Source organism: Robinsoniella sp. (assembly GCF_034124845.1).
The window spans coordinates 1-19,738 of record NZ_JAWYAJ010000007.1 but is presented as its reverse complement, the minus strand read 5'-3'; the positions used below and the strand labels follow the sequence as shown (position 1 = coordinate 19,738).

Genomic DNA, 19,738 nt, shown 5'->3' with positions numbered 1-19,738 from the left:
TCCAGCTTAAGATCAATCGCTTCACTAAGATATTCTTCGATTAACTCATGTTTTTTGATTTCTTCTTCAATCCAGGCAATCTCTTCTTCAGTTGCTGTGTGGTTTCTATATTTTTCAAAAACAACTTCAAATTTCATATTTTTCCACCTCTTTCTTAAGCTCTTTTTTTGCACGGTGCACAATAATGCGCACGTTACCGGGGGACAAATCCAGTATCTCAGCAATTTCACGCTGAGGCATTTCAAAAAAATACTGCATAACAAGCACCTCTCTGGACAGTATAGGAAGCTTCATTAATGCTTCCATTAGCAGACGGTTTTGTTCTTTTTGCAGAAAATCATCCAAGGGGGAGCCACTTTCCTGAAATTGTTCCATGTCAGCTTCTGAAATTGTTCTTTGCTGTCGTTTTAAGTAATTCAGGCTTTCGTTTTTCCCTACTTTATACAGCCATGCACGGAAATTCGGATGTGATTTGTCTAATGACAGAAAAGCCTTTAAAAATGTTTCCTGCAGGATATCTTCTGCCGCAGAGGTATCCCGAAGAAGGGTATAAAGGTATAAAAACAGCTCTCTGGAATAGCGCTCGTAGATCTCTTCCAGAATATTTGCTTCCATAAACATTCCTCCTCTCCTGACGATATAATGTAATAGCGTAACTGTTCAGTACCATCGCAGTTAGGAGCAACAATCTATTTGAAATCGCCTTTGGCAATAGAACTTTTTCCTGCTGTCCTACGAATCGATGGTTAGCGCAGTAAATGCGCAAACCTGTTGTGTAGTACGTATTATTTTCTTTCTTATTAAGTATAACAATTAAGATTTCATTTTGTTACAAAAATATAGATTTTTTTTGATTCATCTTAAAAAACAATATACCACACAGCGGAATGCACAGCTGGCAGAAAGCAATTTACAATCAAATTCTGGGAAATATTAATTTCAGACATAAAAAAAACACGGGAGCATTACTCCCGTGTTCGAATACCTTAATTATTCTGCTGAGATAGCGCCTGTTGGGCATTCAGCTTCGCATGTTCCACAATCTAAGCAAGTATCTGCATCGATTACGTATTTTCCATCACCTTCGCTGATTGCTTCTGCTGGACATACTGGAGCGCATGATCCACAAGCTACACATTCGTCTGAAATTACATATGCCATGATAATATCCTCCTTAATTTATATACTGTTTTTCGACTTGTCTGCCAAGCCTTTCAATTTATTCTAATACATTTATTATGATTATACAAGTGAAATATTTGTTAATTTTTGTGCCGTTTTTGTCGAATACCGTCTAAAATCAGGGATTTTGCCCATATAACTTTCTCCTTGGGACAATTCTCCAGATCTTTTAGCGGATAATCCATGCCCAGCTGTTCATACTTACTTTTTCCCATATTATGGTACGGAAGTACATCCAGTGCTTTCAGGTTAGACAGTCCCCCTATATAATTACCCAGTTCTGTCAGATATATGGGATCATCGGTAATACCGGGTACCAGTACGTGGCGAATCCACACAGGAATTTTCTTCTTCTCCAGATATTCTGCGAATTGAAGAATGCGTTCATTTGAATGTCCGGTCAGCTTTTTATGAGCTTCCAGGTTAATATGCTTAATATCCAGCATAACCAGATCGGTCACAGCTAACAGGCTGTCAAGTTTTTTTAGATACTCAGTATTTCCTGGTGCAAAGGTGATCCCTGAGGTATCAATGCAGGTATGGATATTCTTTTTTTTAGATTTTTCCAATAGATCGGTAACAAATTCAATCTGGAGAAGAGGTTCACCGCCTGTGACGGTGATACCTCCATTTTTATAAAAGGCACGGTTCTTGTCGTAGTTGGACAGTATTTCTTCCGAATCCATCCAGGTGCCGGCATTTACCTCCCAGGTATCCGGGTTGTGGCAATACTGACAGCGCATAGGGCATCCCTGGGTAAATACTACATACCGGATACCCGGTCCATCTACGGTACCAAAACTCTCTAAAGAATGAATACGGCCTTTCATAGTTTACGCCTCCTTTGATTGATGACAATCACGCAGATTTACATTGCGCCATGGAATGTTCTTGAAATAACTTCATCCTGCTGTGCTTTTGTCAGTTTGTTGAAGTTTACCGCATAACCAGATACACGGATGGTAAGCTGTGGATATTTTTCAGGATGAGCCTGTGCGTCCAGTAATGTATCACGGGTGAATACGTTTACATTTAAGTGATGGCCGCCTTTTTCAACATAGCCGTCTAAAAGATTAATTAAGTTTTCAACCTGAGCATTATTAACTGTCATAGTATTGTCCTCCTTATAAATGATAATTGCATGTGAGTCAATCGGTTACATCTATTTCGAATATATGGGGAGGATAAATCCTCTCCATATAATTGATTTAAAGATTCTAGTTCTCTTCGTCTTCTACACCTTCAAAAAGTGTAGGTGCATTACAGCTTCCGCAGCCCAGATCCATATCTATGGAGATATCTCCTGCAAAGATCTGATCATCTTTACCAAGTGCACCCGGAATAATGGAGAAGGTATTGGAAATACCGTCCTGTGCTTCACGGAATGGAAGTTTGGATACGGAGGAGAGGGAAGCAACTGCTCCATGCTCATCACGGCCATGCATTGGGTTTGCACCCGGTGCAAATGGTTCTCCTGCTTTTCGTCCGTCCGGTGTAGATCCTGTATTTTTACCGTAAACAACGTTTGAAGTAATTGTCAGGATAGAAGTTGTAGGGATACCGCCACGGTATGTGTGGTTTCCGCTGATATACTTCATAAATGTTCTTACAAGATCAGCTGCGATACTGTCAACACGGTCATCATCGTTTCCGTATTTCGGGAAGTCGCCTTCTACCTGGTAATCTACAACGATTCCGTCTTCATCACGGATTGCTTTTACTTTCGCATATTTGATTGCGGACAGAGAGTCAGCAACAACGGAAAGTCCGGCGATACCGGTTGCAAACCAGCGGGTTACTTTTTCATCATGCAGAGACATCTGTAATTTTTCATAGCAATATTTATCATGCATGTAATGAATGATATTTAAAGTATTTACGTAAACTCTTGCAAGCCACTGCATCATGTCTTTGTATGCAGACATAACTTCATCGTAATCCAGGTATTCAGAAGTGATTGGTCTGTATTTAGGTCCGACCTGTTTCTTGGAAACTTCATCAACACCACCGTTAATTGCGTATAACAAGCACTTTGCAAGATTTGCTCTCGCTCCGAAGAACTGCATTTCTTTACCTACACGCATGGAAGATACACAGCAGGCAATCGCATAATCATCGCCATGAGTTACACGCATCAAGTCATCGTTCTCATACTGGATAGCGGAAGACTTAATGGACATTTTCGCACAGAAAGCCTTGAAGTTATGAGGAAGTCTTGTGGACCACAGTACAGTCAGGTTCGGTTCCGGAGCCGGGCCTAAGTTATCTAAGGTATGAAGATAACGGAAAGACATTTTAGTTACCATCGGGCGTCCGTCGATACCTACACCAGCGATAGATTCCGTTACCCAGGTTGGGTCACCCGAGAACAGGTCATTATATTCAGGTGTACGTGCAAATTTAACAAGGCGAAGCTTCATAATAAAATGGTCTACGAATTCCTGAATTTCTTCTTCCGTAAATGTGCCGTTCTTTAAGTCACGTTCTGCATAGATGTCGATGAAAGTAGAAGTACGTCCAAGGGACATGGCTGCACCATTTTGTTCTTTTACAGCTGCCAGATAACCAAAATATAATGCCTGAATTGCTTCTTTGGTATTAGTAGCCGGTTTAGAAATATCGCATCCGTAGATTTCGCCTAATTTTTTTAATTCTTCCAATGCCCGGATCTGTTCGGATAACTCTTCGCGGTTACGGATAACATCAGAGTACATGATGGTACGTGTGCTGTCCTTTTGGTCTTTTTTGTCTTCGATCAGGCGGTCAACACCATAGAGAGCGACACGACGGTAATCACCGATGATACGTCCGCGTCCATAAGCATCCGGAAGACCTGTGATGATATGGCTGGAACGGCATGCGCGCATTTCCGGTGTATAAGCATCAAATACACCTGCATTATGAGTTTTTCTGTGTTTTGTGAAAAATTCATCTACTTCAGGATCTAATTGATAACCATTATCTTTACAAGCTTTTTCTGCCATACGGATACCGCCGTAAGGCTGTAAAGAACGTTTGAAAGGTTTGTCAGTCTGAAATCCTACGATTTTTTCTTTTTCTTTATTTAAATATCCAGGACCATGGGAAGTAATGGTGGAGATAATCTTAGTATCCATATCCAGCACGCCGCCGGCTTCCAGTTCCTTTTTGTTTAAATCCATTACCTGAGCCCACAGATCTTTTGTGTTTTCTGTTGCCTCAGCCAGGAAGGATTCATCACCTTCATAAACTGTATAGTTTTTTTGGATGAAATCACGGACATTAATTTCTTTTGTCCAAACACCACTTTTAAAGTCATTCCATTCGCTTCTCATACATTACCTCCTACGATATGATATTCTCAATTTTCCCCAAAAAAGCAGGGGAATATTTATTGAAGTATTGTTAATTAATTGACAGGATTATCATAACATGTACATTGTATACACGTCAAGGGCACCGTTGCACTTTTTCGGATACAGTTGGTCTTAATGAAAAAGATTATTATATATTGACAAAATTGGTATGATATAAAATCAATATTTGTAAATTTTGCGATAGGTTTGTTATATTATAGCATATTTGATGTTATATTGGAGTGGGGGTGTATAACATGGTGAGAAGAGGTTGCATTTTGTGGAGGAAGAGATGTAAAATGTGGATAATATGAGGAAATTAAGGGGGAAATGTGTATTGGTTAGATTCAGGGATTTGACACTGAAACGGAAATTGTTTTCTTCATTAGTGATCTTTGTTATTATACCGCTGCTGGTTGCCGGGGGATGTTTTTCTATATGGCTGAACCATATTGATAAAAGAAGCAGCTGTGAGTCGGGCTTAATTATTTTAAAAGAGGTACATAAGGATGTAGATAAAATTTTTTATGATGTAGAGGATGTTACATCAAAGCTAAAGATCAACAGCTGGATGCAAAAAATATTGATTGGTACGGCAACGAAAAAAGATTACTGGGAGCTGAAAGAGTGGTATGACAGTACCACCAGAAACAAGGAATATTTCAGTGCCTTATGCCTGAGTCTGGATGGCAGAATCGTCTATCAAAGGGGAAAAGTTCTGCATACGGAAAATAAAGCGTACATCACGCAGATGGAAGAGGTAGGTGGTAAAAGCTTTTGGTCCAAACCTTATATTCTGGATCTGTTTCCGCTGTATAAAGAAGAGAAAAAAGAAACAGTTGTTACATATTATAATGGAATACATCTTCAGGATAGTGTAAATGCTGTTTTGAGCATCAGTGTTCCGGAGGACGCACTGTGTTCTGTTTACCAGCCTTACCTCAATCAGAAATCCAGGGAAAGTTTTTTGATGGATGGGGATGGCATCATTATATCTTCTACCGTAAAAAACGAACTTGGCAAATCATACAGCAGATATGAGCAGATTAGAGACAAACTTAACGGGACAGAAGGATATTTTGAAACAACCATTGATCATGAAAGAATGACTGTCTTATATACGAAAAGCGACAGAAACGGATGGTTTTTAGTGAATGAAGTTCCAACAAAGGAGATTATAAGGTCCAATACAGTGTACGTATATTTAATGGTACTGGCAATAATTCTGTGTGTTGCTTTTGGATTTATATTTGCAAAGGTGCAGGAAAGGTTTATTATTCGTCCTCTGGATCGCTTGTTGGGTGAAATGAGAAAATTAAAAAAGGGGCAGTTTGATATTGAACTGGTAAATGACAGCCGAGATGAGATTGGAACCATAAGCAGCGAATTTGTGCAGGTGTCAAAACGTCTGGAAGCGTTGATTCAGGAAGTTTATGTATCGAAGATTTATAGTCAGGAAGCGGAACTACAGTTGTTAACTTCTCAGATTAATCCCCACTTTTTATATAATACGCTGGATTCTATTCATTGGCTTGCGGTGGAGGAAAAGGATTATGATGTTGCGGACCAGCTGGAGGCGCTGTCGGATATTTTCCGTCATGTACTTAGCCGGGGTAAAGAAATGGTATCAATTGAGGAAGAGGTAAATCATCTTAGAAATTATATGTTCATCATGAATGCCCGGTATAAAAACCGCGCAAAGATACGGATTGAAATGAATGAGCATCTAAAAGATGTTAAGATTCCAAAATTAATCATTCAGCCCCTGGTAGAAAATGCAATGCTGCATGGATTAGAGCCTAAGGTAGAAGGCGGGACAATCGAAGTGTGTATTCAAAGGGTAAAGGGGCAGCTGACAATTCTTGTCCGTGACAATGGGGTAGGAACGGATGAAGAGAAGATCCGGGAAAAATTAGCAGATGCTAGTGAGGAACACAATGTATTTGCACTGAAGAATGTGGATCAGAGAATAAAATTAAAATATGGGGAACCTTATGGTCTTGATTTTAAGAGCAGGATAGGTGAAGGAACAGAAGTCAGAGTGACAATTCCAATTAGGGGGAAATGACGAATGAGGATTTTAATTATTGATGATGATGTACAGATAAGAGTAGGTATAACGGAAGGTATTGACTGGGCAAGTCTGGGAATAGAGGAAGTAAGAAATTGTGGAGATGGAGCAGCCGGGCTTGCGCTATATGAGGAATTCAGGCCGGATATTATATTGGCAGATGTTCGTATGCCGGAGATGGATGGGCTGGAATTCTTACAGAGGGTACGGGAAAAAGATGAAAGTGTAAAAGTAATTATGATCAGCGGATATTCTGATTTTGAATATTTGAAAAGTGCGATCAAATATGGCGCAGAGGACTATGAACTTAAACCAATTAAAGTAAAAAACCTAATACAGCTAATTAACAGGACAAGGCAGAAAATAATTCGGGAAAGATTTTCAAAAGCCAGAGTGGAAGAATACCAAAGTGCATATGAAAAAAACTTTATTCGTGAAGTACTGCAGGGAGAAGTAGTAGATCCAAATGTAATTACAGGCTTTCTTCAAAATGGATTTCCCAGGAATGATACCAGAACCGTGATTTGCGGTGCGCTGATGGCAGACCCAGAGTGTGACGGAAGCGATTATGGTGAACTGGATTATGAGGTCTTGCATTTTATGGAAAGTCTGGGAGAAGAAATCTGTTGTTATCGGGTTCGGGAAGGGCAGTTTCTGCTTTTAATGCCTGCGCAGCCTTCCACCCTGTACGTGTTTAATCAACAGAATAAGATGAAATATTGTTATGAAAATATGAAACAATGTGCCTGGTATCAGGAATGCGGGATTACCATTTCCCTTGGGATCAGCCTGGAAGTACCGTTATCACAGGTGAAACAGGGGTATTATCTGGCATGTGACTGGCTGGAATACCGCATATTTGACGGCAGAGAAAGTGTTCATATGCAGACAGGGATTCCCGATAAAGCCTGTATTACAGATGGGAGAAAAAAGATTTCCGATCTTACGCGAGCGTTGACAGAAGCCTTTCTGGCTGGAAGTGAGGTCCAGATAGAAGAGATCCTGGAGCAGGCTGGAAACGTCATTCGGCAGGACAAAATAAAAGATTTGAATATAGTACTGGAGTTTGTCCTGGACAGTTGTATTGAAGTAAATAATCATTACATTAAAAACGGATACCGGAAAAAACCATTTCATACCGTATCTGTTCATGCACGGTTAGATCAGTTTTATTTTTTGGAGGAGTACCTGGAGTTTGCCAAAAACTTGTTCATAGGGGCTCTGATTCAGGAAAAACAGGATATATGGAATAAGTACAGCAGCACGATTGCAAAAGCTGTTCATCACATTGAGCAGCATTATATGGAGAATCTGACTGCAGAATATATGGGTGAGTTTATAGAAAAAACACCAAATTACTTCAGTCATCTCTTCAAGAAAGAGGTTGGTGTTTCTTTTAAAGAATATTTAAATCGGAAACGTATGGACAAAGCAAAAATATTACTATTAGAAACAGATTTGAAAATATATGAAGTGGCGGAGAAAGTTGGGTTTCATGACTCCATCTATTTTTCCCAGGCATTTAAAAAATGTATGGGGTGCTCACCAGCGGAGTGTAAAAAAGGTTAATGTACTATGAGAGCGGGAAGAATCAGGGTAAATCTCAGAATTCTTCCTGCTCTTTTTGCGCGTTATTGTAGATTTTCTATAATTAATGTAGATTATTCCGGTTTTTTTGGTAACCTATATTTCTTATAATAAGGACATCCAATAAAAAAGTATACAAAAGCTATACTGCGTAAGATCAAAAGGAGGAACGATGATATGAGAAAGAAACTGGTTGGGATGTTAGTGGCAATAAGTATGATAGCAGCTGGGATGAGCGGTTGCAAAAGCAGTGAAAAGGTAAAGGAGACGTCTCAGAATAAGAATGAAAGCAGTGTAGAAACTGCTGATAAAACCACTGAGAGTATATCCGGAAATACTGCTGACATAGATATGGAAATGGTTCTTATGATTGAGAATCCGGAGATACCCGTTACTTCTGATGTGGTAAAAAAGGTACAGGAAAAATTTCCGGATATACAATTTGTCTCCAAAACATGGGATCAGTCTCAGATAGAAAAGTCTGTTAAAACGGCGTTTGCAGCCGGGGAAGCAGTTGATATTGTCCAATATTGGCCGAATCAGATGAAGAATTTCACAACATCAGATATGGCGCTTGATCTTACACCTTATCTGGATTCAGATCAGAATTGGAAGAATACCTGGGTAGAAGGTGCCTTGGAGGTAGGTGTATTTGACCGTAAAAATGTTGCAGTTCCTTTTGGAACCGTATATCCGCTGCTGCAGGTTAATACGGAACTTCTGAAGAAGGCTGGTGTGGAGATAAAAGACCAGTGGACCTGGGATGAGTTAGTAGATGCCTGTGAAAAAATTAAACAAAATACGGATGTTTTTCCATTAGGAGTTAAGGCAGATAATGCCTGCTGGTTTGTGAGAAATGGATTGATGCAGTGCTGGGATAACCAGGATGAACTGGATAAGTTTAATGCAGGTGAGATTTCATTTACAGACAGCAGAGTAAAAGAAGTCTTTGATAAAATAAAAGGGTTGTATGATAAAAGCTACCTCTATCCCGGGGAAGGGGCAGTTTCGGCTACACAGGATCAGATTACAGCGGCATTTGCCCAGGGTCAGGTAGCAATGTTTGCCAATACAAATAATCAGTGCGGTATTGCGAAAGAAGCGGCAAACGGAGCATTTGATGTGGAGATTATAAGCTGGCCCAATATGGGAAAAGAGGACATGAACTATCTGCTGGGTGGTTCGGATGGTTTCTTTATTACAGCGAATACAAAATATCCGGATAAAGCAGTAGAGGTACTGAAATATTTAACCAGTACGGAAATCTTGCAGATGTATGCTGATACGGGGAATGTGGTACCGGTAAAGGGAATAGAGTCAGCAGATCCTGATTATGAATTGTATGGTGTGGATGCAGCGAAAGTTTATCCTACGGAGCCAATTGGCATTTCACCGGAAATGTTTGATTACATTGTGTATAACACACCGTCCAATTATCTGTTCTATGGAGATACTTGTTTGAATGAATTAGAAGCACTGCGTGAGGCAGCCGTAGGAAAGTGAGAATTGCTAATATGAGACAGAAGAAAGAAAAGCCCGTTCTGAATAAAAAAATAATCGCTGCAGGCTGCTTGTTTATGCTGCCGGCGTTTGTCATTATTATCTTTACCATGCTCATACCTCTGATTTGGAATGTCGTACTTTCGTTTTATGAGTGGAATGGCAATTCTGAGATGAAATTTGTTGGACTTGCTAACTATATAAGTGCCATGGCTGAAAGGAGTACATTGACTGCCCTTAAAAATTCAGTATTTATTGGAGTGGTATCTACAGTAGTTGCAATGATACTGGGGATTTTATTTGCACTGTGTATTTACCGGCTGGGTAGAAAGGAAGGAGCTTTATGCAGGTTTATATTCTACAGCCCCAGTATGATGCCTATGACGGTTATCGGACTGCTATTTGTTTTTGTGCTTGCCCAGGATAATGGTCTGCTAAACAGTGCTCTAAAAGCAGCAGGACTGACATCATTGCAGCACGGATGGCTATCAGAACGGGGAACCGTGCTCTGGACAATTTCCATTGTACAGGGGTGGAGGTTTTCAGGAACAATCATGATGCTTTGCTATACCGGAATGCTTGCTATTCCAGGTTCCCTGTTTGAATCTGCAAAACTAGATGGAGCAGGATATATGAAGTCTGTACGGTTAATTATTCTGCCCCTCATCAAGCCAACTATTAAACTTGCTCTCTCTATGATGCTGCTCTGGTCATTTAAAACCTATGATATGGTTTGGACAATGACCAAGGGAGGGCCCGGGGATTTGTCTGTGACAGCACCTATCAGAATGATAACAACGGCATTTTCATTTAATAAATTTGGCAATGCATCTGCCATAGGGATTATATTAACAATTATTGTAAGTATCTGCGTGATTATTGGCAGAAGAATTGCGAAAGGAGAAACTTATGAATACTAAATCACAGCATTTTTCTATCAGAAAGTTTAGTATGGGTTTTATTCTGCTGCGCATAATTATGCTCTGCTGCATCGCATTTTATGTATTGCCTATCGTCTTTTCCTTTATCACTTCATTAAAGACTACACCGGAGTTTTATCAGAATGTCTGGGCGCTGCCGGAAAAGTTCCGATTTGAAAATTATATTCAGGCATTTACAGAGGGTAAAATAGGAGAATATTTTTTGAACAGCGTTATCATCGCTGCAACATCATTGGTACTTATTCAGGTGTTCGCACTGAGCGCGGCATATGCGCTGTCCAGACTGAAAATCCCATTTGCAAATCTGATATTAGTCCTGCTGCTTGTCATACAGGTCCTTCCAACAGAATCAATGATTATTCCTTTGTATATGATGCTATCAAAGACGGGTTTGCTGAAATTACAATATGCAGCTATTATTATCGGCTACGTAGGATGGTCTCTTCCTGGAACAATTATTATTTTAAAAAACTATTTTGAAACCATACCAATTGAGTTATTAGAAGCAGCCAGAATAGACGGCAGTGGAGAATTCAATACGATGGTCAGGATTATACTGCCGCTGATGAAAGGGGCTATGTCTACCTGTTTTGTAATGAATTTTACTTATGTCTGGGGAGAACTGATGTGGGCCCAGATCGCTACCCTTCTAACGGACAAAGGAATTCCCATAACGGTAGGTCTGCTAAATTTTCAGGGGATGTTCACCACAAATTGGCCAATGCTTACTGCAGCAATCTGCATAGTAATGCTGCCACTGTTTTTAATCTTTTTATTCCTGCAAAAGTATTTTGTTGCAGGTCTGACAAACGGAGGTATCAAAGGTTAAAATTCCATATGAAATTACTGGTAAATTTTAGTAATATAATGTAGAACAAGATTCTATTAATTGTAAATATACTTATATAAAAATGGGCTTATGGTCGAAGTTTTTAAGATATCTTCTTCTATAAAACATTTGCAATTTCATAGAGAAGTCTGATATGTAAAAGATAATGCAGTGTTACAGTCAGTGCTTGTTAACAAATTTGTTGGATTTCTCTTTGCTTTGTGGCAACAATTTGAAACACAAGTAGTTTAGTGGGAATCTACGGATTTTATGGGAGTAAACAATAAAAGGCAGGTAAAATTCTTACAATTAATGATAGGAAAAAATGTATGGATGTTTACGGAAATGATAAAAGCGGACAGGCAATGTCCGCTTTTTATTGTGAAAATGATGAAATGAAAAAGTTATTGTTCCAGTGAGTGAGGTAAAAAAGACGAAAATAACGAGGTGTACAAAAAGGAGAAACCAGATTCTAAAAATGTAAAATAGTGTAGTAACATGGTACAAACCCTTGTTAAAATTGCGTTAATAATTGTGACTTAGTACTATGCAAATAGAAATTCATCTGTTACAATAGGGCAAGAGGCGATTCTATGAACGAAATTAAAGATTTTTTGAAATCCAGGGCTATAATGAATCTGGTTATAGTTCTGCTTAATATTGGTGTTTTTATTGTAATGGAATTAATAGGAAATACAGAAGATGTACAGTTCATGCTGACTCATGGTGCAAATTATACACCATGGGTTTTAGAGCATGGAGAATATTATCGGATATTTACCTGCATGTTTTTACATTTTGGAATTGAGCACTTGTTCAGCAATATGCTGGTGCTTATCTTTCTGGGAGATACACTGGAAAGAACTGTGGGCAAAATTCGCTATCTTCTGATATATGTGATTGGTGGTCTGGGCGGCAATCTGTTGTCGATGTGGTATGATATGAAAACCGGAGACTTTGCAGTTTCAGCCGGTGCATCGGGAGCCGTATTTGCAGTGATCGGAGCACTTGTATTTATTATTGCAAGAAATAAGGGGAAACTGGAAGATCTGACGGGTAAAAGGCTGGGTCTGATGGCAGCGCTCACCTTGTTCCAGGGATTCTCCAGTGCCGGTATAGATAACTCGGCACATATAGGAGGCCTGATAACAGGAGCACTTCTTGCGGTTTTGCTCTATCGCAAAAAGAAACGCGTTTCGATAGAGCAAGGTGATTATGATAGCATGCAATAATTAAATAAATATTCATGTCTAAAGAATGCGGCTATGTAGGCTAGCAGAAAGGAAGGAGGATGGTAAAGCAGGTTCCTGAACCCAGGGTGGATTTCACTTTTAAACACCCGTCATGCGCTTCTACTATGCGCTTGGTAATGGCAAGCCCAAGTCCGCTGCCACATTTTTTATGTGTTACAAAAGGGGCAAAAAGGGTGTCCAGATCTTCATCACGGATGCCACAGCCATCATCAATTACCTGGATGATTAGATTATTTTCTTGCGTGTACGCCCGGAAGATAATATGACCACAGTCATCTAATGCTTCAACGGCATTACGCAGCAAGTTATAGACTGCCTGATGCAACTTTGTATCGTCAGCAGTGATATAAGGCAGTTCTTTTTGAAAGTCACAGGAAAAATCAATATCAGTATCTCGTAGATGGGTTGCAATAGACCCGGCAAGAGCCTCTACCCAGGACTTAACATTCATTTCCTGAAGAGCGAGGCGCTCTCCGTTATTGAATGAGGATAATTCGTCAAGCAGTTTTCTGAGGAACATCATATCTTCCATCGTTTGATTCCAAAAAGCAAAATTTCTTACCTCCGGATGTTGTTTTTCAATCAATTGCAGAGAACTGTTTATTAAAGTAACAGGATTGCGTATCTCATGTGAAATCTGAGACACAGTAAATTGTTGTTCTTCTTTCAGCTTTTCTATGATATAGCGGAAATCCTCACGCTCATTCATGAGGGCTTTCATCTGTTTTTCGTCATTTTTAGTTAACATATCGACACCTCCTTGCATAGAATACAATTGGTTTCGAAAAATAGCAAATACATATTATTTTCATAATTTTACAAAATGTATAACATATTGGTGAATAATTATAAGAAAAAGGAGAGAGTTTATGAAAGAAAATGATTGCATTTTTTGTAAATTAGCGAATGGACAAATACCATCAGCCGCAGTATTTGAAGATGATGACTTTAAAGTAATACTTGATTTAGGACCGGCATCCAAAGGACATGCCCTGATTATTCCAAAGGAACATTATGCGGATATTTTTGACATGCCGGATGTGTTACTGCAAAAAGCATACACTTTGGCGAAGAAAATGGCAGCTGAGCTAAAAGACAAGCTGGAGTGCGACGGTATTAATATTCTGCAAAACAATGGGGAGGCAGCAGGTCAGACTGTATTTCATTTCCATATACACCTCATACCGCGCATGACTAAAGATCATGTGGGTATAACCTGGAAACCCGGAACCTTGACGGAGCAAGACAAAGAGGAGATACTTTCCAAATTTAAAGCATAAGCTGAGAAGAGGACACTACAAAAGATGAAGAATAAATTGTTTACAGACGTATATAACAAATATCATCGTCTGGTCATAAAGGCGGCATTGGATCAGACAGGGGATTTTGAGTTGGCACAAGAAATCTGCCAACATGTATTTTGGAAATATTATGACAATATGGATACAGTGGCGCCTGATTTTATTAAGGCGTGGCTTCTGATCACTGCGAAAAGGGCTATTATAGATAATTCCAGAAAAGCAAGTGTCAGAAGAGAAGTTATTATGCCAACTACGAGTATGAATACGGCAGTTCAATACTCCATTGATGAGTTGGTAAACAGAACGGCAAATACACAATTGCTGTTTACAATTTTTGACGATTTAAAGCAGATGAATGAGAGATGGTACGAGGTGATTTATCAAAGCTATGTGAACGGCTTGACCCAGGAGGAAGCAGCGGCAAAACTTGGGATCGCAGTTACCGTATTTCGGGCAAGATTATGCAGGGCAAAGAAATACATAAGACAGAAATATCTGAAAGATTATAAAGAAAAGTAGAGGCGCGCGCCTCTACTTTCCTTGTGTAACCTGGCCTATTAATGACACTATTTTTCCGATGGCATCATTTTGCTGGCTTTTTTCCATAGCTGCAATATATGTGTGCCGGGACTCATAAAGCGTTTGAATTGTACGAAGGAGTGCTTCGGATGACAGGGTTTCTTCCTCCAAGACCTCGCTGAACCCCTGGCGCTTGAAAGAGGCAGCATTTAAAATCTGATCTCCACGGCTTGCCGCAGCAGAGAGCGGTATTAAGAGATTTGGCTTGCGCAGTGCCAGCAGTTCACAGATTGCATTTGCGCCTGCTCGGGAAACTACTACATCAGCCAGGGCAAACAGATCTGCCAATTCTTGTTTTATATATTCGAATTGTACATAGCCTTCCGTTTTGATGAGTGATTCATCAATTTTATCTTTTCCACATAAGTGAATTACCTGGAAAGTTTTCAAGAGTTGTGGTAATATATTCCTTATAGCGGTATTAACTGCAGCAGAACCAAGACTGCCGCCAATAATGAGCAGGACTGGTTTGTTTGCGGTAAATCCACAGAATTTCAGCGCCGCCAGTTTGTTGCCGGATAAAAGCTCTTGACGTATGGGAGATCCGGTTAAAAAGGCTTTCCCTTCGGGAAGATGGGACAGTGTTTCAGGAAAATTACAGCATATTTTGTTAGCAGACGGGATTGAGAGTTTGTTTGCCAGGCCCGGCGTCATGTCTGACTCATGTATGATTACTGGAATATGACGGTGCTTTGCAGCAAGAACTACCGGTACAGCAACAAACCCACCTTTAGAAAAAACAACATCCGGTTTCAGGCTTTTTAATAATTTGCGTGCCTGAAAGTAGCCCTTAATCACTTTAAAAGGATCTGAAAAGTTTTTTGGGTCAAAGTAACGTCTCAACTTACCGGAAGCGATTCCATAGTAAGGAATCGAAAGTTCTTCAATTAATTTTTTTTCAATTCCGTCCAGGGAACCAATGTACTGGACATCGTAGTCAAGTTCCTTAAGGCGAGGGAGTAGAGCAATATTAGGTGTAACATGGCCGGCAGTGCCGCCACCTGTAAGAATAATTCGTTTCATATTCATCCTCCAAAAAGTTCATCATAGATACATATTATACTGTTATGAAAAAAAGTCAAGACAGGACTGGGCAGGATAGGATATAATTATATTAAAGCTATCGGATATAAATGCAACGTTGCTCGTGCAGAGGGGAGTAAATAGTGGAAGGAAAACTAAGAAAAAACAGTGATAAAATTGAGCCTTTTCCAGTAGTCTCGGATAATCTAGAGTCCGTGGATGATATGGATGAGGCTCTCCGACAGCAATTGATTAAAGCGGCAGATGAATACGAAAAAAAATTAAATTCGGACCCTGGTTTGGATTATATAGATGATATGGATGAATCCCCGGAACTTTTTGCAGCAGTTATTCAAAAACTGAAGGATGAAAAGAAGTGGATTGATGAGGAAAAGGCAGATCCCGCCAGGAAAGAGGAGGTATCGGAGACTGCTATGGGAGATGAAGAGAAGAAAAATGTCGAAAGTGAGGAAAATCGTGAGAAAGTCTATGAGATGCTTTCGGATGAGGATCGGAGAGCGCTTGCGATTGGTCGAAGAAAGATGGCACAACGCCGGCGGGATAAGGTTTTAAAGTACGCTGGGTTTGCGGCTATGATTTGCTTGTGTTTGTTTGGGGTTAGTATGACAAGTTCGGCTAATAGGGAATATTTAATGTCGATTATAAACACCATGGTAAATGATAATTTACAAGTAAGGCTAAATGATGCCAACGAAGATCATGTAATGGGTGATTTGTCGGAAAATGAAGCTTGGAAAAAGATAGAAACATTATTGGATGTAAAGATGTTGAAATTTAATTTTAAGCCAGACAATATGAAGTACTTATCAGTAAATATTGATGATTTAACTTATAATGCGGTTATGCAGTATATGTATAATAATGATACTACGGTAAATATATACATATATAAAAATAGAAAAAATGCATCATCTTCTCAGGTATTTGATGGTATAGTGAAAGACAACTTTGTAATTGAATCGGAAGAAGGAGATTTAATTAATGTAACAGAATTAATGAACCCTAATAATGAAATTTCTTATGCTGCATATTTTAATAAAGATGAATGTTATTATTCAGTTACTGCTATCATGGAAAAAGAAAATTTTACGAAAATGTTAAAAAATATTTATTTTTAGTTTTAGCGTCATATTTTTGGTTCTAATACGTTTATATATATGTAATGTAAATATTCTAAAGAAAAAGGAGGAAATATGAAAGTGAGTAAAAAAGTAATTAGAGTAGTATCAATTATGTTAAGTTTGATGCTATGTTTAAGCCTTGTTCCCTTGAATGCAATGGCTGCCGAAGAATATAAAGCAGGCGATATTGTAGAGGGTACATTATTAACATCTGATTCAACATCTGAGGGATTTTATCGTGCTATTGCAAGAGGCTCGTATTTATCAAGTGCATCATGTAACATTACTAACGGTGGTGGAGGTGTTGTATATATTGGCGGAACAACTATAGCTAATCGTATGTGTGATTCTGTAGAAGTATATTTAGATATAGACAGACTCATTAATGGCAGTTGGGTTAATGTAGATCATAGAGGTCAAGTAGTCTATAATACAACTCAATGTAATTATAGCACGTCGTTATATGTGACTCCTGGTTATTATTACAGAGTTACTGCATCACATATTGTGCGTAAAGGTGTTGTTAAAGAAATAGCTAGTAGTTATAGCGATGGCATACTTATAAAATAATTAAATATATATCCAATGAATGTTTAAATTACATTACCTTTCATTGTGTATTATGATTAATAATTTTTAGGAAATGTTATTAGTAACACATAAACGAATTAGACAAAGGGGAGTAAAAAAATCATGAATGCAAAGTACTATCGCTTTTTATTTCAAAACATTGAGTGTGGAATATGCCATACAGGAAGTATCGTGGACAACTATATTGATGAGAAATGCCAGTTTATTTACATTAGTGGAGTGTTAAATACGGCATGCAGGAAGACAGAACCAGACAAGAGATTTCATAATGTTCCTGAATATGACTTTATGATTTTGGCGGATTTATGCGCATTTTCAATACATAAAGCTGTGGAAGTTCTGACGACATCAAAAGTCGGTAAGGTCATTATACCAGATTTTACTTTGGAGGATTTGAAAGGGCTTACAAATCAAGCCGAGGAAGATAAGATCTTTGATGACAATGAGCTTAGCTTTATCAGAAATCCATATGACTTTATGAAACACAATGGTGTGGAAGAAATTTGCAGGGTTGAGAAAGATTTGTCCTTTATCTGTAATGGATGGCGTTTTGAATTTGCCGTCTATGGTGAAGGGATTGAAAAGGGATTGGCTGTATACCATGGTTCAGATAAAATGGACAAGAAGATGGAAGATTCGGTCATGGCAGTTAAGTATATCTCTGACGATACGCCTTGCAGCGTATGTATAAATCTGGGTGTGCCAAGCTGCGGTATGAGATGTGGTTTATATAATGATTTTGAATTATGTAAAAAGCACAATGGAGCCGGAGAGCAGGAATATATTGATGGAAGTCTGCTCTTGGGAACCGTAAATCTCCGGGAGCATCTGGGAGCGGTTAAAGAGCGTTTTGCGGATGTCTGGAGTAAGATCAGGATTGTCGCAATTCCAAACGGAGGGAATGCGGCTGAGTGGGATAAGGGAATACTGGATATAGGAACAAAAGGATATAAGCAGTATTTTGTGAGTCCCGCATCCGATGTCTGTAACTCAGAAGCAATCAAAGACATCGGGGTGAGCAGCCCGTATCAGCATTTTACAGTAACCTCAAAAGAATTCGGCTTATGCTGTTCTGGATTTTACAAGCATCGTGAGTACAATTAAATATTAATTAGAAAATGCCTATCTTAATAGCATCAAACAGAGTATAATATTCTTATACAACTATGTTTGGGCGAAAGGAGAGGCATTTTTTATGAGACTGACATTTTTAGGGGCAACACATGAAGTAACAGGGAGCTGCTATTATCTGGAGGCATGCGGAAAAAAGATCTTGATAGACTGTGGTATGGAACAAGGGCCTGATTGTTTTGAAAATCAGGAAATACCAGTTCCCGCCAGTGATATTGATATGCTGCTGTTGACACATGCCCACATTGATCATTCCGGGAAAATTCCCCTTTTATACCAGAGAGGATTCCGGGGGCAGGTATTTTCTACGAGAGCTACCCAGGATTTATGCGAGATTATGCTGCGAGACAGTGCACACATTCAGATGTTTGAGGCTGAATGGAAGAACAGAAAAGGAAAAAGGGCCGGAAAGGCAGAAGTTGAGCCATTATATAATATGGAAGATGCAAATGGAGCTATCAGCTGCTTTATCGGGAATGAGTATAATAAAATAATACCGATTGCAGATGGTATAAAAATCCGTTTTATTGATGCAGGACATCTGCTGGGTTCATCGTCGATTGAAGTATGGATCAATGAAAAGGGCTGTGAAAAAAAGATCGTATTTTCCGGTGACATTGGAAATATGAATCAGCCGTTAATCCGGGATCCCCAATATATTCAGGATGCAGATTATGTAGTTATGGAGTCCACCTATGGTGACAGAAGCCATGGAGGCAGACTGGATTATGTGGGTGAGTTTGCTGAGATTATTCAGAGGACTTTTGACAGAGGCGGAAATGTGGTAGTACCCTCTTTTGCGGTGGGAAGAACTCAGGAACTCCTTTATTTTATTCGTAAAATCAAGGAAGAACGGATGATTAAGAACCATGAAGGATTTGAAGTATATGTAGATAGTCCGCTGGCAGTGGAAGCCACCAGTATTTTCCGTGAACGGATGCGGGAAGACTTTGACGAGGAAGCGATTGCACTTTTGGATCGAGGAATTAACCCCATAGGTTTTCCGGGGTTAAAGACAGCAATTACCAGTGATGAATCAAAAAATATTAACTTTAATAACAGTCCGAAGGTTATTCTGTCAGCAAGCGGGATGTGCGATGCGGGAAGGATTAAGCACCATCTGAAGCATAATCTGTGGCGCAAAGACAGTACGATTGTATTTGCAGGCTATCAGGCGGTAGGGACTTTAGGAAGGGCTATCCTGGAAGGTGCCAAAACGGTACGGCTATTTGGAGAAGAAATTGAAGTGCATGCAGAGATCTGCAGTCTTCAG

19 protein-coding genes are annotated in these 19,738 nt (G+C 39.3%); 12 read left to right on the top strand and 7 right to left on the bottom strand.

Annotated features, from left to right (window positions below):
* Positions 1-126: 126 nt before the first annotated feature.
* The 5 genes from ACH2DQ_RS00450 to pflB all read right to left on the bottom strand — a co-directional run bounded on the left by ACH2DQ_RS00450 (position 127) and on the right by pflB (position 4,496).
* Positions 127-615: an RNA polymerase sigma factor gene (locus ACH2DQ_RS00450; RefSeq protein WP_394910913.1), complete on the bottom strand. Its 489-nt coding sequence runs from the start codon at positions 613-615 to the stop codon at positions 127-129.
* Positions 616-990: 375 nt separating this feature from the next.
* Positions 991-1,161, bottom strand: coding sequence for a DUF362 domain-containing protein (locus ACH2DQ_RS00445; RefSeq protein ID WP_027295195.1), 171 nt, complete (start codon positions 1,159-1,161; stop codon positions 991-993).
* Between the two features lie 101 nt (positions 1,162-1,262).
* Positions 1,263-2,012 (bottom strand): pyruvate formate-lyase-activating protein, encoded by a 750-nt coding sequence (gene pflA / locus ACH2DQ_RS00440; protein WP_394910914.1) that lies wholly within the window; start codon positions 2,010-2,012, stop codon positions 1,263-1,265.
* A 38-nt stretch (positions 2,013-2,050) separates the two neighbouring features.
* The gene (gene grcA3, locus ACH2DQ_RS00435; protein ID WP_027295193.1) at positions 2,051-2,293 is read right to left on the bottom strand and encodes an autonomous glycyl radical cofactor GrcA3; all 243 of its coding nucleotides are present in this window, start codon (positions 2,291-2,293) and stop codon (positions 2,051-2,053) included.
* Between the two features lie 106 nt (positions 2,294-2,399).
* The gene (pflB, locus tag ACH2DQ_RS00430; protein ID WP_394910915.1) at positions 2,400-4,496 is read right to left on the bottom strand and encodes a formate C-acetyltransferase; all 2,097 of its coding nucleotides are present in this window, start codon (positions 4,494-4,496) and stop codon (positions 2,400-2,402) included.
* Between the two features lie 358 nt (positions 4,497-4,854).
* On the opposite strand from pflB, the gene ACH2DQ_RS00425 reads away from it, so the two are divergent.
* The 6 genes from ACH2DQ_RS00425 to ACH2DQ_RS00400 all read left to right on the top strand — a co-directional run bounded on the left by ACH2DQ_RS00425 (position 4,855) and on the right by ACH2DQ_RS00400 (position 12,677).
* Positions 4,855-6,585: a sensor histidine kinase gene (locus ACH2DQ_RS00425; protein ID WP_394910916.1), complete on the top strand. Its 1,731-nt coding sequence runs from the start codon at positions 4,855-4,857 to the stop codon at positions 6,583-6,585.
* Positions 6,586-6,588: 3 nt separating this feature from the next.
* Entirely contained in the window at positions 6,589-8,157 is a 1,569-nt protein-coding gene (locus ACH2DQ_RS00420) for a response regulator (RefSeq protein ID WP_394910917.1), read from the top strand.
* Positions 8,158-8,352: 195 nt separating this feature from the next.
* Positions 8,353-9,678: an ABC transporter substrate-binding protein gene (locus ACH2DQ_RS00415; protein ID WP_394910918.1), complete on the top strand. Its 1,326-nt coding sequence runs from the start codon at positions 8,353-8,355 to the stop codon at positions 9,676-9,678.
* Positions 9,679-9,689: 11 nt separating this feature from the next.
* Positions 9,690-10,595: a carbohydrate ABC transporter permease gene (locus ACH2DQ_RS00410; RefSeq protein ID WP_394910919.1), complete on the top strand. Its 906-nt coding sequence runs from the start codon at positions 9,690-9,692 to the stop codon at positions 10,593-10,595.
* Positions 10,585-11,445: a carbohydrate ABC transporter permease gene (locus ACH2DQ_RS00405; RefSeq protein WP_394910920.1), complete on the top strand. Its 861-nt coding sequence runs from the start codon at positions 10,585-10,587 to the stop codon at positions 11,443-11,445. Before ACH2DQ_RS00410 ends, ACH2DQ_RS00405 begins: the two co-directional genes overlap by 11 nt.
* A gap of 593 nt (positions 11,446-12,038) precedes the next feature.
* Positions 12,039-12,677 carry a rhomboid family intramembrane serine protease gene (locus ACH2DQ_RS00400; protein ID WP_394910921.1) on the top strand — a complete coding sequence of 213 codons (639 nt, stop codon included), beginning with the start codon at positions 12,039-12,041 and terminating at the stop codon, positions 12,675-12,677.
* Between the two features lie 40 nt (positions 12,678-12,717).
* Here the strand turns inward: ACH2DQ_RS00400 and ACH2DQ_RS00395 are convergent, their stop codons facing one another.
* A complete protein-coding gene (locus tag ACH2DQ_RS00395; RefSeq protein ID WP_394910922.1) occupies positions 12,718-13,446 on the bottom strand; it encodes a sensor histidine kinase in 729 nt (242 codons plus the stop codon).
* A gap of 121 nt (positions 13,447-13,567) precedes the next feature.
* On the opposite strand from ACH2DQ_RS00395, the gene ACH2DQ_RS00390 reads away from it, so the two are divergent.
* Complete coding sequence (locus tag ACH2DQ_RS00390; RefSeq protein ID WP_394910923.1) at positions 13,568-13,978, top strand: HIT family protein; 411 nt, start codon at positions 13,568-13,570, stop codon at positions 13,976-13,978.
* 24 nt (positions 13,979-14,002) lie between these two features.
* Complete coding sequence (locus tag ACH2DQ_RS00385; protein ID WP_394910924.1) at positions 14,003-14,518, top strand: RNA polymerase sigma factor; 516 nt, start codon at positions 14,003-14,005, stop codon at positions 14,516-14,518.
* Positions 14,519-14,530: 12 nt separating this feature from the next.
* Here the strand turns inward: ACH2DQ_RS00385 and ACH2DQ_RS00380 are convergent, their stop codons facing one another.
* Positions 14,531-15,601 (bottom strand): undecaprenyldiphospho-muramoylpentapeptide beta-N-acetylglucosaminyltransferase, encoded by a 1,071-nt coding sequence (locus tag ACH2DQ_RS00380; protein ID WP_394910925.1) that lies wholly within the window; start codon positions 15,599-15,601, stop codon positions 14,531-14,533.
* Positions 15,602-15,744: 143 nt separating this feature from the next.
* Here ACH2DQ_RS00380 and ACH2DQ_RS00375 point away from each other — a divergent pair, with 143 nt between their 5' ends.
* The 4 genes from ACH2DQ_RS00375 to ACH2DQ_RS00360 form a co-directional block, all read left to right on the top strand.
* On the top strand, positions 15,745-16,740 hold the full coding sequence (locus ACH2DQ_RS00375; RefSeq protein WP_394910926.1) for a DUF4367 domain-containing protein: 996 nt from the start codon (positions 15,745-15,747) through the stop codon (positions 16,738-16,740).
* 75 nt (positions 16,741-16,815) lie between these two features.
* Positions 16,816-17,313 (top strand): DUF6147 family protein, encoded by a 498-nt coding sequence (locus tag ACH2DQ_RS00370; protein ID WP_394910927.1) that lies wholly within the window; start codon positions 16,816-16,818, stop codon positions 17,311-17,313.
* A gap of 123 nt (positions 17,314-17,436) precedes the next feature.
* A complete protein-coding gene (locus ACH2DQ_RS00365) occupies positions 17,437-18,438 on the top strand; it encodes a hypothetical protein (protein WP_394910928.1) in 1,002 nt (333 codons plus the stop codon).
* A gap of 91 nt (positions 18,439-18,529) precedes the next feature.
* The coding region (locus ACH2DQ_RS00360; RefSeq protein ID WP_395025035.1) for an MBL fold metallo-hydrolase at positions 18,530-19,738 on the top strand (1,209 nt) is incomplete at its 3' end.

What these genes read in the sequence shown, in the direction of transcription:
- grcA3 (WP_027295193.1), bottom strand. Translation starts at nt 2,293, where the DNA reads ATGACAGTTAATAATGCTCAGGTTGAAAACTTAATTAATCTTTTAGAC.
- ACH2DQ_RS00365 (WP_394910928.1), top strand. Translation starts at nt 17,437, where the DNA reads ATGAATGCAAAGTACTATCGCTTTTTATTTCAAAACATTGAGTGTGGA.
- ACH2DQ_RS00410 (WP_394910919.1), top strand. Translation starts at nt 9,690, where the DNA reads ATGAGACAGAAGAAAGAAAAGCCCGTTCTGAATAAAAAAATAATCGCT.
- ACH2DQ_RS00445 (WP_027295195.1), bottom strand. Translation starts at nt 1,161, where the DNA reads ATGGCATATGTAATTTCAGACGAATGTGTAGCTTGTGGATCATGCGCT.
- ACH2DQ_RS00390 (WP_394910923.1), top strand. Translation starts at nt 13,568, where the DNA reads ATGAAAGAAAATGATTGCATTTTTTGTAAATTAGCGAATGGACAAATA.
- ACH2DQ_RS00395 (WP_394910922.1), bottom strand. Translation starts at nt 13,446, where the DNA reads ATGTTAACTAAAAATGACGAAAAACAGATGAAAGCCCTCATGAATGAG.
- ACH2DQ_RS00405 (WP_394910920.1), top strand. Translation starts at nt 10,585, where the DNA reads ATGAATACTAAATCACAGCATTTTTCTATCAGAAAGTTTAGTATGGGT.
- pflB (WP_394910915.1), bottom strand. Translation starts at nt 4,496, where the DNA reads ATGAGAAGCGAATGGAATGACTTTAAAAGTGGTGTTTGGACAAAAGAA.
- ACH2DQ_RS00450 (WP_394910913.1), bottom strand. Translation starts at nt 615, where the DNA reads ATGGAAGCAAATATTCTGGAAGAGATCTACGAGCGCTATTCCAGAGAG.
- ACH2DQ_RS00420 (WP_394910917.1), top strand. Translation starts at nt 6,589, where the DNA reads ATGAGGATTTTAATTATTGATGATGATGTACAGATAAGAGTAGGTATA.
- ACH2DQ_RS00400 (WP_394910921.1), top strand. Translation starts at nt 12,039, where the DNA reads ATGAACGAAATTAAAGATTTTTTGAAATCCAGGGCTATAATGAATCTG.
- ACH2DQ_RS00370 (WP_394910927.1), top strand. Translation starts at nt 16,816, where the DNA reads ATGAAAGTGAGTAAAAAAGTAATTAGAGTAGTATCAATTATGTTAAGT.
- ACH2DQ_RS00380 (WP_394910925.1), bottom strand. Translation starts at nt 15,601, where the DNA reads ATGAAACGAATTATTCTTACAGGTGGCGGCACTGCCGGCCATGTTACA.
- pflA (WP_394910914.1), bottom strand. Translation starts at nt 2,012, where the DNA reads ATGAAAGGCCGTATTCATTCTTTAGAGAGTTTTGGTACCGTAGATGGA.
- ACH2DQ_RS00385 (WP_394910924.1), top strand. Translation starts at nt 14,003, where the DNA reads ATGAAGAATAAATTGTTTACAGACGTATATAACAAATATCATCGTCTG.
- ACH2DQ_RS00415 (WP_394910918.1), top strand. Translation starts at nt 8,353, where the DNA reads ATGAGAAAGAAACTGGTTGGGATGTTAGTGGCAATAAGTATGATAGCA.